Source organism: Kocuria sp. BT304 (assembly GCF_003290245.1).
GTDB lineage: Bacteria > Actinomycetota > Actinomycetes > Actinomycetales > Micrococcaceae > Kocuria > Kocuria rhizophila_A.
On record NZ_CP030039.1, the window covers coordinates 919411 to 933877 of the forward strand.

General features: G+C 69.4%; 16 protein-coding genes and 1 pseudogene. 10 read left to right on the forward strand and 7 right to left on the reverse strand.

Features of this window, described 5'->3' with window-relative positions; translation table 11 throughout:
• The first annotated feature begins 7 nt into the window (after window positions 1-7).
• The gene (locus tag DNL27_RS04210) at window positions 8-934 is read left to right on the forward strand and encodes a hypothetical protein (RefSeq protein ID WP_112234779.1); all 927 of its coding nucleotides are present in this window, start codon (window positions 8-10) and stop codon (window positions 932-934) included.
• On the forward strand, window positions 918-1997 hold the full coding sequence (locus DNL27_RS04215) for a 4-hydroxy-3-methylbut-2-enyl diphosphate reductase (protein WP_112234780.1): 1080 nt from the start codon (window positions 918-920) through the stop codon (window positions 1995-1997). Before DNL27_RS04210 ends, DNL27_RS04215 begins: the two co-directional genes overlap by 17 nt.
• Before the next feature lie 188 nt (window positions 1998-2185).
• Here DNL27_RS04215 and rmuC read toward each other — a convergent pair whose 3' ends face one another.
• The 5 genes from rmuC to DNL27_RS04240 all read right to left on the reverse strand — a co-directional run bounded on the left by rmuC (window position 2186) and on the right by DNL27_RS04240 (window position 7325).
• Complete coding sequence (gene rmuC / locus DNL27_RS04220; RefSeq protein ID WP_239494444.1) at window positions 2186-3388, reverse strand: DNA recombination protein RmuC; 1203 nt, start codon at window positions 3386-3388, stop codon at window positions 2186-2188.
• A 70-nt stretch (window positions 3389-3458) separates the two neighbouring features.
• A complete protein-coding gene (locus tag DNL27_RS04225) occupies window positions 3459-4070 on the reverse strand; it encodes a response regulator transcription factor (RefSeq protein ID WP_112234782.1) in 612 nt (203 codons plus the stop codon).
• A complete protein-coding gene (locus DNL27_RS04230; protein ID WP_112234783.1) occupies window positions 4067-5407 on the reverse strand; it encodes a sensor histidine kinase in 1341 nt (446 codons plus the stop codon). Before DNL27_RS04230 ends, DNL27_RS04225 begins: the two co-directional genes overlap by 4 nt.
• Window positions 5404-6165, reverse strand: a complete 762-nt coding sequence (locus tag DNL27_RS04235; RefSeq protein ID WP_112234784.1) for an ABC transporter permease — start codon at window positions 6163-6165, stop codon at window positions 5404-5406. Before DNL27_RS04235 ends, DNL27_RS04230 begins: the two co-directional genes overlap by 4 nt.
• A 233-nt stretch (window positions 6166-6398) precedes the next feature.
• A complete protein-coding gene (locus tag DNL27_RS04240) occupies window positions 6399-7325 on the reverse strand; it encodes an ABC transporter ATP-binding protein (RefSeq protein ID WP_112234785.1) in 927 nt (308 codons plus the stop codon).
• A gap of 264 nt (window positions 7326-7589) precedes the next feature.
• Here DNL27_RS04240 and ychF point away from each other — a divergent pair, with 264 nt between their 5' ends.
• From ychF to DNL27_RS04265, 5 genes are all read left to right on the forward strand, one after another.
• Window positions 7590-8675: a redox-regulated ATPase YchF gene (ychF, locus tag DNL27_RS04245; protein WP_112234786.1), complete on the forward strand. Its 1086-nt coding sequence runs from the start codon at window positions 7590-7592 to the stop codon at window positions 8673-8675.
• A 78-nt stretch (window positions 8676-8753) separates the two neighbouring features.
• A complete protein-coding gene (locus tag DNL27_RS04250) occupies window positions 8754-9113 on the forward strand; it encodes a helix-turn-helix transcriptional regulator (protein ID WP_112234787.1) in 360 nt (119 codons plus the stop codon).
• On the forward strand, window positions 9110-11023 hold the full coding sequence (locus tag DNL27_RS04255; RefSeq protein WP_204360330.1) for a cation-translocating P-type ATPase: 1914 nt from the start codon (window positions 9110-9112) through the stop codon (window positions 11021-11023). Before DNL27_RS04250 ends, DNL27_RS04255 begins: the two co-directional genes overlap by 4 nt.
• Window positions 11020-11328, forward strand: coding sequence for a hypothetical protein (locus tag DNL27_RS04260; RefSeq protein WP_012397801.1), 309 nt, complete (start codon window positions 11020-11022; stop codon window positions 11326-11328). Before DNL27_RS04255 ends, DNL27_RS04260 begins: the two co-directional genes overlap by 4 nt.
• Before the next feature lie 224 nt (window positions 11329-11552).
• The gene (locus tag DNL27_RS04265; RefSeq protein ID WP_012397802.1) at window positions 11553-12104 is read left to right on the forward strand and encodes a hypothetical protein; all 552 of its coding nucleotides are present in this window, start codon (window positions 11553-11555) and stop codon (window positions 12102-12104) included.
• 21 nt (window positions 12105-12125) lie between these two features.
• Here DNL27_RS04265 and DNL27_RS04270 read toward each other — a convergent pair whose 3' ends face one another.
• Together DNL27_RS04270 and DNL27_RS04275 are read right to left on the reverse strand one after the other, a co-directional pair.
• Window positions 12126-12833: a hypothetical protein gene (locus DNL27_RS04270; protein ID WP_239494445.1), complete on the reverse strand. Its 708-nt coding sequence runs from the start codon at window positions 12831-12833 to the stop codon at window positions 12126-12128.
• A gap of 98 nt (window positions 12834-12931) precedes the next feature.
• Window positions 12932-13228, reverse strand: a pseudogene (locus DNL27_RS04275) (IS3 family transposase); the annotation flags it as partial.
• A gap of 37 nt (window positions 13229-13265) precedes the next feature.
• Here DNL27_RS04275 and DNL27_RS04280 point away from each other — a divergent pair.
• The 3 genes from DNL27_RS04280 to DNL27_RS04290 all read left to right on the forward strand — a co-directional run bounded on the left by DNL27_RS04280 (window position 13266) and on the right by DNL27_RS04290 (window position 14272).
• Window positions 13266-13574 carry a HigA family addiction module antitoxin gene (locus tag DNL27_RS04280; protein ID WP_039101684.1) on the forward strand — a complete coding sequence of 103 codons (309 nt, stop codon included), beginning with the start codon at window positions 13266-13268 and terminating at the stop codon, window positions 13572-13574.
• Between the two features lie 164 nt (window positions 13575-13738).
• Window positions 13739-14017 carry a type II toxin-antitoxin system Phd/YefM family antitoxin gene (locus tag DNL27_RS04285; RefSeq protein WP_039101685.1) on the forward strand — a complete coding sequence of 93 codons (279 nt, stop codon included), beginning with the start codon at window positions 13739-13741 and terminating at the stop codon, window positions 14015-14017.
• Entirely contained in the window at window positions 14018-14272 is a 255-nt protein-coding gene (locus DNL27_RS04290; RefSeq protein ID WP_112234789.1) for a Txe/YoeB family addiction module toxin, read from the forward strand.
• The last annotated feature ends 195 nt before the right edge of the window (window positions 14273-14467 follow it).

Sequence of the window (14467 nt, forward strand, 5' to 3'; positions counted from 1 at the left end):
TGGAGCGGTGAGCTCCTCCGCGCGCCCCCGCGTTTCCGCACCCCTCCGCAGCCTCGCCGCGGCGCTGCTGGCCGTGCTGGCCGGGGCGGGATTCGCGCTGTGGCTGGGGATCACGTGGCTGCAGGACCACGTGCTCTCGCCCTCCGGGTTCCAGGACACGGCCGCCGCCGTGATCACGGAGACCTCCTTCCAGGACGAGCTCGTGGGCACCGTGCTGGACCGCGCCACGCTCGGCGTGCTGCAGGACGCGGACACCGGCATCGCCCCCGTGGACCGGGCCGTCGAGAGGCTCCGCACGGCCGTGGTGGACGCCGCCCGCACGTGGCTCACGGCGCGGGAGCAGGAGGGCACCTGGATCCAGGTGCTCAACGACACCCACGACGCCAACGTCCCCCTCACCCCCTCGGCCGGTGCCGCTCCCGACGAGCTCGTGGTGGACCTCGGCGCACTGGGCCGGGCGGTGGACCACCAGGTCCAGGACACCGTGGGCATCTCCCCGGGCATCGACACCCACGCCCTGCGGATCACGGTCCCCGGCGCGCACACCGGCCCGGTGGTCGACGCCCTCGTGCGGCTCGCCCAGTGGCGCTACGTGCTGCCGTGGTTCGCCGGTGCCGCCGCGGTGCTCTGCGTGCTCTGCGCACCCCGGCGGTGGACGGCGCTCGCCGGTGTGGGGGCCGCCGGGGTGGTGTGCGCCGGGATCCTGCTGTGCCTGGGACTCGTGGCCACCCGCACCGTGGTGAACGCCTCCGCCGTGGATCCCGTGGCCCACCTGGTCACGGAGCAGATCTTCTCCCTGCTGCGGGACTCGTTCGTCACGCGCTGCGTGGAGGCGATGATGTGGGCCGCCGGGGTGGCGGTGGTGGGTGTGACCGGCGCCGTGGTGCGTGTCCGTACGGTCACTTACGATGGAGGACATGTCCACCGTGGTTGACCTCTCCATGCCCACCGTTCCCCGGGTGCGTCGCACTCCCCAGGAGATAGCCGACGCCGCCCCGGTCACCGGGCGCAAGGTGCTGCTGGCCGCGCCGCGCGGCTACTGCGCGGGCGTGGACCGGGCCGTGATCGCCGTGGAGAAGGCGCTGGAGCACTACGGTGCGCCGGTGTACGTGCGCAAGGAGATCGTGCACAACAAGCACGTGGTGCAGACGCTCGAGGAACGCGGCGCCGTGTTCGTGGAGGAGACCGACGAGGTCCCCGAGGGCTCGCTGGTCGTGTTCTCCGCCCACGGGGTGTCCCCGGCGGTGGTGCAGTCCGCCCACGACCGCAACCTCCACACCATCGACGCCACCTGCCCGCTGGTCACCAAGGTGCACCGCGAGGCCGTGCGCTTCGCCAAGAACGACTACGAGATCCTCTTGATCGGCCATGTGGGCCACGAGGAGGTCGAGGGCACGTTCGGGGAGGCTCCCGAGCACATCCAGATCGTGAACTCCCCGGAGGACGTGGACACCCTGGAGGTGCACGATCCTGACAAGGTCGTGTGGCTGTCTCAGACCACCCTCAGCGTGGACGAGACCATGGAGACGGTGAACCGGCTGCGTGCCAAGTTCCCCAACATGATCGACCCGCCCAGCGACGACATCTGCTACGCCACCTCCAACCGGCAGGCCGCGATCAAGGAGATCGCCCCGCAGGCGGACCTGGTGCTGGTCGTCGGTTCGGCGAACTCCTCCAACTCGGTGCGCCTCAAGGAAGTGGCCCTGGAGTACGGGGCCCGGCGCGCGGAGCGCGTGGACTTCGCCAACCAGGTGGACGAGTCCTGGTTCGAGGGCGTGGCCATCGTGGGGCTGACCTCCGGTGCGTCGGTGCCCGAGGTGCTCGTGCAGCAGGTCCTGGACCTGCTCGCGGAGTACGGGTACGGGGAGGTCGACGAAGTGGTGACCGCCCAGGAGGACATCCTGTTCTCCCTGCCCAAGGAGCTGCGCGCCAAGCTCGCCAAGGACGGGGACACCACCCGCGGCTTGGGTGGCCGCGGCACCAAACCCTCGCGGTGAGCTGTGACGCCGGGCCCTCCCGTTGAGCTGTGGTGCCGGGTCCTCCTACGGGGCTCCGGCACCCGCTCCTCACGCCGAGCCTCGGCAATCGCTCCTCCCACTGAGCCCTGGTGCCAGGCCCTCCCGCTGGGCCCGGCACCAGCTCCGCACGCTGAGCCCCGGCGTCAGACCCTTGTCCTGAGTGGCCGTCAGTCGTTCACGAACTCCGTGGCCGTGACCGGACGTGGCACCGAGTCCACGGGCCTGGTCTCCAGTGCCTCGGAGTCGGTGGCCGTGGGGTCCAGTTCGGCGATCTTGCGCGCCGAGGGCAGCACCCGTGACTCCAGCGATCCCACGAGCTTGTTGTAGCCCTCCACCGAGCGCCGCAGTGAACCGCCCATGTCGGACAGGTGCTTGCCCACCGAGCCCATGCGGTCGTAGAGCTCCCGGGAGAGCCGGTACAGTTCCCGGGCGTTGTCCGTGAGGGTGGCCTGGCGCCAGCTGAACGCCACGGCCTTGAGCGATGCGAGCAGGGACACCGGGGACACCAAGGCCACGTTCGCCCGGGCTGCGTGATCCAACAGGGAGGCATCCGCGTCCAGCGCGGCCGCGAGGGCGGACTCGACCGGCACGAAGCACATCACCAGCTCGGGGGAGTTCTCCTCCGCGGACCAGTACTTCTTGGTGCCCAGCGTGTTCACGTGCGCCCGCAGGGCCTTGGCGTGGGCGGCGAGCAGCTGGGCGCGGCGCTGCTCGTTCTCGGGGGAGCCGTCCGCAGGGACGGCCTGGGCGTCCAGGTAGGAGGACATGGGGGCCTTCGCATCCACCACCACGGTCTGCGCGCCGGGCAGGTTGACCACCATGTCCGGGCGCTGGGCGCCGGATTCCGTGGCGCGCACCGTCTGCTCCGTGAAGTCCACGTGGCGGGTCATGCCGGCGGCCTCCACCACGCGGCGCAGCTGCATCTCACCCCAGGCACCGCGCGCCGTGGTGGAGCGCAGGGAGCTCTCCAGGGAGGTGGTGGCGTGCAGCAGCTGCTGGTCCGTGGTGCGGGCCGCCTCCAGGGCCTGGGCCACGGCCCCGAACTGCTGGGCACGGTCCCGCTCCAGCTGGTTCACGTGCCGCCCCACGGAGGAGAGCTGGTCGTTGAGCGGTGCCAGCGCGCGCATGACGTCCTGGTCCTGCACGGCCCGCGCCTCGAGGGACTCCACACGCTGCTCGAGCTGCTCGGCGGCCGCCCGGGCGGAGGCGGCGTCCTGCAGGGCGGCGAGCCGCTGCCCCTGGGCCTCCTCCAGCTCGGTCTCCAGCGCCGTGGACTTCTGGTGGGCCAGCACGTACCCCAGCACCACACCCACCACGAGGGCGAACAGCGCCCACAACCACCACACCTGAGCCATCACCGAAGCATCCATGCGCTCACCATGACAATCCCGTCCGACACGCATAAGCGCCCCGGCGGAGCCCATCACCGGATCAGGTGGGCTACAGCCACCCGTTGCGCGCGGCGACGGCTGCCGCCTCGGTCCGGTTCGCCGTGCCCGTCTTGCCGATCGCCGAGGACAAGTGGTTGCGCACCGTGCCCGCGGAGAGGTGCAGGGCCCGCCCGATCTGCCCCGCCGACGCTCCGTGGGACGCCTCGCGCAGCACGTCCTGCTCCCGCGGGGTCAGGGGGTTCGGACCGGCCAGCAGGGACTTCTCGGCCAGTGCCGGGTCGACCACGCGCAGCCCGGCCTGCACCTTCCGGATGGCCTCCGCGAGCTCCGCAGCGGGGGTGTCCTTGACCACGAAACCGGACGCCCCGGCGTCGAACGCGCGCCGCAGGTAGCCGGGGCGGTCGAAGGTGGTGACCATCAGGCACCGCGTCCCGCGCCCGGCGGCCAGGATCCGCTCGGTGGCCTCCAGGCCCGTGAGGCCGGGCATCTCGATGTCCAGCAGGGCCACGTCCACGGGGAGCTCCCCGGCCAGGGCGACCGCCTCGGCGCCGTCCGCTGCCTGGGCCACCACGGTGATGTCCGGTTCCAGGTCCAGCAGGGCGGCCAGTCCGGCGCGCACGAGGGCCTGGTCGTCCGCGATCAGCACTCGGATCTCGGTCATGCCCGCCTCACCTCCACGATCGTGCCGCCCCGGGGATCCCGCGCGACGGTCACCTCGCATCCCGCCGCCCGTGCCCGCTCCTTCATGCCGCGGATGCCGTTGCCCTCTCGCAGCTCCGGTTCGGCGGCGCCGGCCTCGGTGTGCGCCTCGGTTCCGGAGCACGACGACGCCGCCTCACCGCGGTCCCCGGCACGCACCGGCCGCTCCGTGTCCAGGCCAGCGCGCCCCACCCCGTTCCGATAGAGAGCATCCGCCGCGGCGTCGTCGGTGTGCGGAGGGCTCGTCGAGGGCCCGTCGCCGCCCGGACGAGCGCCGGTCCCGGCCCGGGCTGAGTGGTGAGTGGAGGCTCCTGCGGCCCGTGCGCCGTCGTCCGCGATGCGCAGCGATGAACTGGTGACCGTGACGCGGCAGTGCGCGGCGCCCGAGTGGCGGACCACGTTGGTCACGGCCTCCCGCAGGATCCATGCGAACGCGGAACGGGTGGCGGCGTCCAGGGGCGGGACCGAGGACGGCAGGTGCGGGGTGATCCCGGCGGCGCGCAGGGCCGCGCGTGCCTGGACGAGCTCGACGCCCAGGTCCAGGTCCCGCAGCTTGCCGACCGTGGAGCGCACGTCGGTGAGGGCTTCGCGGGACATCGCCAGGACGTCGTCGAGCTCGGCGACGGCGCGCTGCGGGTCCGTCTCCACGAGAAGCTGGGCGAGCTGCGTCTTGACGGTGATGACCGTGAGGGAGTGGCCCAGGATGTCGTGGACGTCCCGGCCCACGGCCTCGCGCTGCCGGGAGACCTCGAGCTCGCGGGCCAGGCGCTCGTGGGTTTCGGAGCGCTCCACGGCGAAGCGGGAGAGCAGGATGATCAGCCCGGACGGGACCAGGCCGAACAGCGGCCAGAACCACTGCTCCCGGGGGAGCAGCATGAGCAGCGGAACGATGGCTGCCACCTCGATCAGGAGCATGGCCAGGATGCCCTGGCGAAGGGGCAGCCGGAACGCGCACACGGCCACGAAGAACGGAGCCATGTAGGTGATGCCCCACGGGGAGGCCGGCAGCAGCAGGGTCAGTGGCACGAGCAGGATCACGCACCACAGCACGGCATTGCCCAGCACGCTCAGGCGCGGGACCAGGATGTGCCGGATCCAGGAGAGCGTGTAGAGCCCGGCGAAGAGCACCAGTCCGAGCAGTCCCAGGGCAGTGGCCCAGACCGACTCGTCGCTCTGCAGCAGTGCCGCGGCGGGGATCACGAGGAACACGAGCCAGACGGTGGCGAACAGCAGGTCGGACCAGTCGTGCTCGGGTTCCTCGGTGCGTGGGCGCGGGGCGGTCCGCCTGGGGCCGCTCATCGGCGGGCCGTGGACGTCCGGGCGGCCAGCAGCGCGATGATCCCGAACACGGCGGCCCAGGCCACGGCGTTGACCACGAGCCACAGCAGGCTGTCGGTCTGCGGGGCACCGCCCATGGTGGCCACCTCACCTTCGGTCACGGGATAGCGGGCAATGCCCACGATTCCATACATGGGGGTGAAGCGGGCGACGGTCAGCATCCCGCCGGAGAGCGGCATGAACACGTTGCCGAAGAACGCGAACACCACCAGCGCGCCGGAGGCGGCCCCCACGGCGGTGTCCGAGCGGAAGATCAGGCCCGCGGCCAGCCCGTAGAACGCGAAGACCGCCGAGACCACCACGCACAGCACGGCGGCCAGCGCCCAGCGCCAGAGATCGTCCATCGAGGCGTTGGTGAACGCCCCCACCAGGAACACGATGACCACGGGCAGCACGGCGATCAGCAGGGCCACCGCCACCTTGGTGGCCGCGTAGCCGCCCGTGCCCATGGGGGTCAGCGCGAGCTGCCGGCCCCAGCCCTGCAGCCGTTCCACGGCCGCGCCCGCGGAGATCGCGGTGGTGGCCGTGACGGCCCCGTAGACGGCCATCGACACCATCACGTACGCGGAGACGTTTCCCCCGGGCAGGCGGGCATCGGACCAGCCCTGCACCGCGCCGAACAGGATGAACAGCACGGCGGGAAGCAGGGCCACGAACACCAGGTTGGGAATCGCGCGGACGTTCCGCAGGACGTCGTGGGCGGTGTAGGTCAGGGACATGACGGTCTCCTCGGGGTCAGGGTCGGGATCGGGTTGAGGTTCAGGGGGTGCTGCGGGGATCGGGGCGGCAGCTCGGCGCGCTCGCGGTGCGCAGGCCCGGGTGGCGGCGCGACGGCGGATCCACGCGGGAGAGTTGCGCTGCCGCAGCCACGCATTCCGTCGCGCGCATGCATGGGGAGTGCGGGGCAGTGGCGCGTTGGTGCGTCCCTGCCCGCGGTGCGCCGCCCGCGGGCTCACGCGGCGGCGTCGTCGTGCCGGACCAGCGCGGCGAACGCCTCGTCCAGGCCGCCGCGGGAGATCTCCAGCGCGCTCGCGGGAGTGCGGGTCAGCAGCTCGCGCGCGAGGGCGTCCGCGTCCTCGGTGCGCAGGTGCACGCGGGACTCCGAGCGGCGCGAGACGGTGGCGCCCGTGAACTCGGGCAGCGGTTCGCCGGCCGGCCACACGAAGGACACGGCGTGGTGCCGGGACGTGGAGCGCAGCTCGTCCACGGAGCCTTCGTAGGTGACGCGCCCGGCGTCCATCAGGACGATCCGCTCGGCGACGTCCTCCGCCTCCTGGAGGTAGTGCGTGGCGAACACGACCGTGAGCCCGCGCTCGGTCTCGGCGCGCATCGCGTCCCAGAACTCGGTGCGGGACTGCACGTCCATGCCCGCGGTCGGCTCGTCCAGCACGAGCAGCTCGGGACGCGGGAGCAGGGCCAGGGCGAAGCGGACGCGCTGCTGCTGCCCGCCCGAGCACTTGGCCACCTTCCGACGCGCGAACGACGCCGCACCCGCCCGTTCCAGCGCCTCGTCCACGGGCAGGTGGTCCGGGTAGAGGGACGCGATCATGGTCACGGTCTCGCGCACGCTCAGGTCCGCGAGCAGCCCGCCCACCTGCTGCACCGCGCCCACCTTGCCGTGGGCCACGGCCGCGCGCGGGCGCTCGCCGCACACGCTCACCGCCCCGGAGGTGGGCTCGCTCATGCCGAGCACCATGTCCAGCAGGGTCGTCTTCCCGGCGCCGTTCGGCCCCAGCAGGGCGACGACGCCGCCGCGCGGGATCTCCAGCGAGACACCCTGCACGGCGCGGACCGTCTCGGACCGGGTGCGGAAGGTCTTGACGGCGTCCTGCACCTGGACGGCGGGGGAGTGGGGCTGGGGTGGGTGTGTGGTGTTCATGGGTCCAGGCTCCCGTGCGGAGGGGTGGTGCTGAACTGCGGATTGTCACGAGTGGGGCGTGACATGTGTCAGGGGTGGGAGGTGCGGGAAGGCGCCGCGAACGGCACCGGCCCGGTGCTCTGAATGGGCGCGGACCGTCGTGGCCGCTGAGGCCGCTGCGGCCTTGCGCCGGGCGGGACCGTGGGAGGGGGACGGCACGGTGGTGCGGCGGGGTGCGGAGTCGCGTGGCGGCGTCGTCGGGTGGCCCCGGTAAGATGGCGGACCGTGGCTCTTACTATTGGAATCGTCGGTCTGCCGAACGTCGGAAAATCAACCCTGTTCAACGCGCTCACGCGCAACACGGTGCTCGCCGCGAACTACCCGTTCGCGACCATCGAGCCGAACGTGGGCGTGGTGAACCTGCCGGACGAGCGGCTGGAGAAGCTCGCGGAGCTGCACGGCTCGCAGAAGATCGTGCCGGCCACGGTGTCCTTCGTAGACATCGCGGGCATCGTGAAGGGCGCGTCCGAGGGGGAGGGGCTGGGCAACCAGTTCCTGGCCAACATCCGTGAGGCGCACGCGATCGCCCAGGTCATCCGCGTGTTCGACGATCCGGACGTGATCCACGTGGACGGCAAGATCGACCCGGCCTCTGACCGGGAGACCATCAACACCGAGCTGATCCTCGCGGACCTGCAGACGCTGGAGAACGCGATCCCCAAGCTGGAGAAGCAGGTCAAGATCAAGAAGGGCTCGCCCGAGCAGCTCGCGGCGTACCAGGCCGCGGAGAAGGTGCTGGCGGAGGGCCGCACGATCTTCGAGGCCGCCGGGCCCGAAAAGTTGGACACCGACAACCTGCGCGAGCTGAACCTGCTCACCGCCAAGCCGTTCATCTACGTGTTCAACGCGGACGAAGGCGTGCTGTCCTCGCCCGAACGCCAGGCCGAGCTGGAGGCGCTGGTGGCCCCCGCGCAGTGCGTGTTCCTGGACGCGAAGCTCGAGGCCGATCTGGTGGAGCTCTCCGAGGAGGAGGCCCGCGAGATGCTGGAGATGGAGGGCCAGGACGAGTCCGGCCTGGACAAGCTGGCCCGTGTTGGCTTCTCCACCCTGGGCCTGCAGACCTACCTCACCGCCGGCCCCAAGGAGGCCCGCGCGTGGACCATCAACCAGGGCGACACAGCCCCCAAGGCCGCCGGGGTCATCCACTCGGACTTCGAGCGGGGCTTCATCAAGGCGGAGATCGTCTCCTACGACGACCTCATGGCCGCCGGGTCCATGGCCGATGCGAAGGCCGCGGGCAAGGTGCGCATGGAGGGCAAGGAGTATGTGATGCAGGATGGGGATGTGGTGGAATTTCGTTTCGCCGTATAACCTCTGGCGTCAATTGAGTGGTCTGACCTGCCGATGCGATGACCAAAATAGGTCAGCAGTCACTGTATAGTTCAGTGCATGCTGACCATTGCTTCACGCCTCGACGTCATGCACCGGCTCGGCCGAGCCATGGCGGACCCGACGCGATCCCGGATCCTGATGACCCTGCTCGACGGCCCGAGCTATCCGGCGGTGCTGTCGCGCGAGCTGGAGCTGACCCGGTCGAACGTGTCGAACCACCTGACCTGTCTGCGCGACTGTGGCATCGTGGCCGCCGAGCCCGAGGGACGGCAGACGCGCTACGAGATCGCCGACCCGCACCTCGCTGCGGCGCTCACGGCGCTCGTGGATGTGACGCTGGCCGTCGACGAGCACGCGCCATGCGTTGATGACCAGTGCCCGGTGCCGGGCTGCTGCGGGACGGGGGCAAGCGCATGAGCGCGGCGTGCGGCTGCGACGAGCCCGAGACCACGGTCGGCGAAGCAGTTGAGGAGGTGCAGGAGCGACCCTGGTGGCGGGACCGCGGGATCATGGTCCCGGTCCTCTCCGGCGTCGCTTTCCTGACCGGTCTCGTCCTGGAGTGGTCCGGGCTCGAGATCCTGGCGCTGGTGCTGTTCTGGCTCGGTCTGCTGTTGGGAGCATCGACGTTCACCCCGGGCGCGATCCGCAAACTGTTCAAGCGCAAGCTCGGCATCAGCCTGCTGATGACGATCAGCGCCATTGGCGCGGTGATCCTCGGCTACGTCGAGGAGGCCGCGGCCCTGGCGTTCCTGTACTCGATCGCTGAGGCGCTGGAGGACAAGGCGATGGACCGCGCCCGCGGCGGGCTCCGGGCGCTGCTCAAGCTCGTCCCTGAGACAGCGACCATCCGCCGCGACGGCGCGTCGGTCGAGGTCGCCGCGAAAGACCTCCAGGTGGGCCAGCTGATGCTGGTGCGGCCGGGCGAACGGATCGCGACCGACGGCGTCGTGGTCACGGGTCGTTCGAGTTTGGATACGTCTGCGATCACTGGAGAGTCGATCCCGGTCGAGGTCGAGCTGGGAGATGCAGTCTCGGCCGGTGCAATCAACTCCGCCGGCGCGCTGGAAGTCGAGACGACCGGGGCGGGCACCGACAACTCGCTGACCACGATCGTGGAGCTCGTTGAGCAGGCGCAGGCCGAGAAGGGAGACCGCGCCCGCCTCGCCGACCGCATCGCCCGACCCCTCGTCCCTGGTGTGCTCGTCCTCGCCGTCCTGGTGGCGCTGATCGGTTCGCTGTTCGGCGACCCCGAGCTGTGGGTCGCTCGCGCCCTGGTCGTCCTCGTGGCGGCGTCGCCGTGCGCGCTGGCGATCTCCGTGCCGCTGACCGTGGTCGCCGCGATCGGCTCGGCGAGCAAGTTCGGCGTAATCATCAAGTCCGGTGCCGCGTTCGAGCGCTTCGGCGTGATCCGCCACGTCGCCGTCGACAAGACCGGCACCCTCACCCGAAACGAGCCCCTCGTCACCGCCGTTCTCACCGCCGACGGGACCACCGAGGCGCAGGCGCTGGCGTGGGCGGCCGCGCTGGAGCAACACAGCACCCACCCGCTCGCGGCCGCGATCACCGCCGCCGCGCCGGGGGCCTCAGTAGCCGAGGACGTGACCGAGCAGGCCGGGCACGGCATCGAGGGCAAGCTCGACGGCGCGCGGATCACGGTCGGCAGCCCCCGCTGGCTGGACGCCGGGACGCTCGGCGACCGGGTCGCAGGGCTGGAGGAGCAGGGCATGACGGTCGTCATCGTGCACCGCGACGGCGAGCCGGTCGCTGCGATCGGCGTCCGCGACGAGCTGCGCCTGGAGGTCCCGGAGGTCGTCCGCACGCTCGCCGCGCAGTGCATCGGGGTCACGATGCTCACCGGCGACAACGCCCGCACCGCCCGCGCTCTCGCGGCGCAGGCCGGGATCGAGGACGTGCGCGCCGAGCTGCGCCCCGAGGACAAGGCCGCTGCGATCGCTGAGCTCGGCCAGCATGGTTCGGTGGCGATGATCGGCGACGGCATCAACGACGCCCCCGCCCTCGCCGCCGCGGACATCGGGATCGCGATGGGCGCGACCGGGTCGGATGCCGCGATCGAGTCGGCCGATGTCGCGTTCACCGGGCACGACCTGCGGCTGCTGCCGCGCGCGTTCGACCATGCCCGGCGCGGACGGCACATCATCAACCAGAACATCATCCTGTCGCTGCTGATCATCATCGCCCTGCTCCCGCTCGCCCTCTTCGGCGTCCTGGGACTCGCTGCCGTGGTGCTCGTGCACGAGATCGCGGAGGTCATCGTGATCCTCAATGGCTTGCGCGCGGCCCGGACCCGGAAGGAGCAGATCGTATGAAGGTCGAACTGCTGCACATCGTCGACTGCCCGAACACGGCCATCGCCGAAGCAAACGCGCGCGCCGCGCTGGATGCCGCCGAGCTCGCGGAAGTGCCCATCGAGCTGGTAACGATCCACACCGAGACCGAAGCGGCGAACACCCGATTCGGAGGCTCGCCCACGATCCTCGTCGACGGCGTCGACCTGTTTCCGACGCAACCGGTTCGCTCGCTCGCGTGCCGGGTCTACGCGACTGAGCGCGGGTACGCCGGTGCACCGACTCCGTCTCAGATCGAGGAGGCGTTGCACGAGACCTATCGTTGACGTCGAACGCAAGCTGTCGGTCCCGGACGCGGGGCCGAGCGCTTCACTGCACACCTCAAGAGGGTGGTATGTACCGGAAATCGGTGGAGTGGAGATTCGCGCTGTAGGGATTGGTCGCCGCGCGGAGCATCGTAGTGAGCGCGGGTTAGTCGGCTGACGCGCCTCGGGCAAGCAATAGCCGGAAGTGCTTCAGGAACTGCTTCTTGTAGTGGCAGGATCGAGCCATGGATGTCCTCGCGCTGGTGATCTCGGCCCTGTCGCTGCTGATCGCCGGAGTCGGCACTTACCAAGCGAACAAGCGCGCGAACGAGGCACTCGCCGAGTCGCGCAAGGCGGCCGAGGACGCACGCTGGTTCGCGGTGCAGGAAGCCGTGCAGCGCCTAATCGGGTTCGATCCGACGGCCGAGCCGGTGGGGGAGCGGCTCGCCAACCTGCGCATCACGTCGATCGCGCTCGTCGACCAGCTCGACGGCTGGGATGGTATCGACTCGTGGCTGGAGGCCGAGCGCACGCTGGGCGCGACCATCGGCCGCCAGGTGATGGAGGCCGCCAAGCCCGGCGACACCGTTGAGCGGCGGGTGGCGAACCTCGACCCGCTGATGAGTTGGGCGCACGCGCTGAGCAGCAACCTGCGCCATTTACGATCAGTCGGCCACGACGCGGCTGCACTTGCCAAGCTCCAGGTCAACGCGGAAGAGTTGGTTAGGGAAATTCATGCGCGTCACGGCTGGGATTTGCCGCCGCGGACCAACCTCCGGATCCAGCCGTTGGACTAGATGTGGTGTAACGACTCGGCCTTACGGGTTGCTCAGCACTGTGAACGACGTCGCCGTGTACTTAGGCTTAACTTCGCCGGCAGGGCCGGTTTCTTCCGTGACTGACACATCGACTGAAACTGACATGCCGGTGCGCAGCGTTGCAGTGTTCGCCGCAGGGATCTTCTTCGCGTCGATCTTGACGATCTCGCCGTCCTCGATCTCCAGCTGCCAAGCGCTGATCTCGCTGACAGTCCGCACGATGCCGCGGATGGTGGTCGGCTCGAGCTCGAGTTCCCGAGAAGCGATAAGCTCTCCAATGTGAGCGAGTTCAGCCGTGGAGAGGCGCGTGCGCAGGCGCGCCTGGCGAGGCTGGGACCAAGTGAGATCAGGCTCGAACCCTGATTTCACCAGACCTGTCGAGAAGTCGCGCAACGTCGTGGCGACGCGCGGTCCGTACTCGCGGATGCGCGCCAAGAAGTCACTGGTGTCGGCATCTGGGCCGAGACGACGTCCGTCCTCGAGCAGTCCCAGTGCTCGCTTCATGGCGGTGTCGATCAACTGGGGCTCTGCATTGTCGTCTCCGAACAGCCCGACTTGGCCATCGGGTGAGATCTCGTCCGCTGGCAAAGTCGTCGGCACGATCTGCAGGATGAGGCTTCCCGGCAGTGGTGAACCATTGAGGTTCAGTCGGGTCTTCGAGACGACGTCGGCGGGCGGTTGCCCACGCAACGACTTGTGCCCCTTCACCGCGAGGCCTGTCGCAAGCACCAGGCGCTGAAAATTGCGAAGCGTGTCAGCAATCCCGTCGATCGGGACTGCTGCACGGTTAGGGGACAGTTGTAGTGTCAAGCCGCGAGGCCCACGGCTGGGTTCATGATGGTCTTGCACTCCCGCGGGGTCAAACGGCCCAGACGAACCTGTCGGCGGCCCCGGTGGTAGGCCCGTTCGATCCAGGTGATAATCGTGATCCGCAGCTCGTCACGGGCCTGCCCGCGACGGCGGTCGAGGACGTTCTTCTGCAACAACGCGAAGAAGGACTCCATCGCCGCGTTGTCACCGGCGGCACCGACCTGGCCCATCGACCCGTGCAGGTGCTGCTCGTTCAGTGCGTGCACGAATGACCTGACGCGGAACTGGGACCCAGAGCGCTTCACCCAGGACCAGAGGAGGTCGAGATCGTTGACTACCATTGACAAGATCGAGCCGATCCACCCTGGAGAAGTTCTGATGAAGGACTTCATCGAAGGGCTCGGCATCACCCAGGGCAAGCTCGCCGTCTCCATCGGGATGTCTCCCCGGCGGATCAATGGGATCGCGCACGGCAAGCGGGGGATCAGTGCGGACACGGCCCTCCGTTTGGCACGGTATTTCGGGACATCAGCCGAGTTCTGGCTCAATCTTCAGAGCCACTACGAGTTGGACTGCGCGGAGGATCGCGCTGGGGAACGAATCGCGGCAATTATTCCGCTTGTCATTGCAGATCCCTGAAGTGCATCGTGCAACCACCCCTGGAGATCCGCGGATGCAGTGCTCTCCCGCCTTGGCAAAGTCCTCAGTGAAGGACGATGATGTCTGATCGTCGTCATCCGGAGCATCCCAGGGCGCTGACTGGTACCATAAACAAGTACCACTCAACGTAGGGGAGGAACCCCATGCCCATCAGCGCAAGCGAGGCCCGCAAGACTCTCTTCCCGCTCATCGAGCGCGTGAACGAGGACCAAGAAGCCATCGAGATCGTCTCTCGGAAGGGCAACGCGGTGCTCATGCCCGCCGACGAGTACGCGGCGTGGCAGGAGACCGCCTACCTGTTCCGGTCGCCGTCGAACGCCCGCAGGCTTCTCGACGCCTACGATCGTGCCCGTGTCGGAAAGACCCAGGTCCACGAGCTCGACCGTTCCGACGAGTCGGTCAGCCAGGCTCGGGACGTCTGAATGCGGCTGGTCTGGGACGAGGCCGCCTGGGAGGACTACACGTACTGGCAGACCGCCGACCGGAGAATCCTCAAGCGGATCAACCTGCTCATCGATGCCTGCCTGCGCGAGCCGTTCGAGCGCATCGGCAAGCCGGAGCAGTTGAAGTACGGGGCGCGGGGCTCGTGGTCGCGGCGCATCAACGAGGAGCACCGGCTCGTCTACCTCGTGACTGGTGAGGATCTCGTGATCTTGCAGGCTCGATACCACTACTGAGCCGGGCTGAACTGTCGTTGTTCGGATCGGCTGTGCCAGGTGACTTTGCTGCCGACGTCTAGGGCGCCTGGGGTGACCTCATGAACCGCGGGCCGTCGTCGCGAAAAGAGCCGGTTTCCTCAAGGAGGGAACCCAGCGCCAGAAATTCCTGGTGGACGGAGAACGTCTCGACGTCGACACCTACGGGCGGTTGAA

Coding starts and splice junctions, on each gene's coding strand:
- DNL27_RS04255 (WP_204360330.1), top strand. CDS start 9,110: ATGAGCGCGGCGTGCGGCTGCGACGAGCCCGAGACCACGGTCGGCGAA.
- DNL27_RS04285 (WP_039101685.1), top strand. CDS start 13,739: ATGCCCATCAGCGCAAGCGAGGCCCGCAAGACTCTCTTCCCGCTCATC.
- DNL27_RS04230 (WP_112234783.1), bottom strand. CDS start 5,407: ATGAGCGGCCCCAGGCGGACCGCCCCGCGCCCACGCACCGAGGAACCC.
- rmuC (WP_239494444.1), bottom strand. CDS start 3,388: ATGGATGCTTCGGTGATGGCTCAGGTGTGGTGGTTGTGGGCGCTGTTC.
- DNL27_RS04225 (WP_112234782.1), bottom strand. CDS start 4,070: ATGACCGAGATCCGAGTGCTGATCGCGGACGACCAGGCCCTCGTGCGC.
- DNL27_RS04235 (WP_112234784.1), bottom strand. CDS start 6,165: ATGTCCCTGACCTACACCGCCCACGACGTCCTGCGGAACGTCCGCGCG.
- DNL27_RS04260 (WP_012397801.1), top strand. CDS start 11,020: ATGAAGGTCGAACTGCTGCACATCGTCGACTGCCCGAACACGGCCATC.
- DNL27_RS04265 (WP_012397802.1), top strand. CDS start 11,553: ATGGATGTCCTCGCGCTGGTGATCTCGGCCCTGTCGCTGCTGATCGCC.
- DNL27_RS04240 (WP_112234785.1), bottom strand. CDS start 7,325: ATGAACACCACACACCCACCCCAGCCCCACTCCCCCGCCGTCCAGGTG.
- DNL27_RS04290 (WP_112234789.1), top strand. CDS start 14,018: ATGCGGCTGGTCTGGGACGAGGCCGCCTGGGAGGACTACACGTACTGG.
- DNL27_RS04215 (WP_112234780.1), top strand. CDS start 918: ATGTCCACCGTGGTTGACCTCTCCATGCCCACCGTTCCCCGGGTGCGT.
- DNL27_RS04250 (WP_112234787.1), top strand. CDS start 8,754: ATGCTGACCATTGCTTCACGCCTCGACGTCATGCACCGGCTCGGCCGA.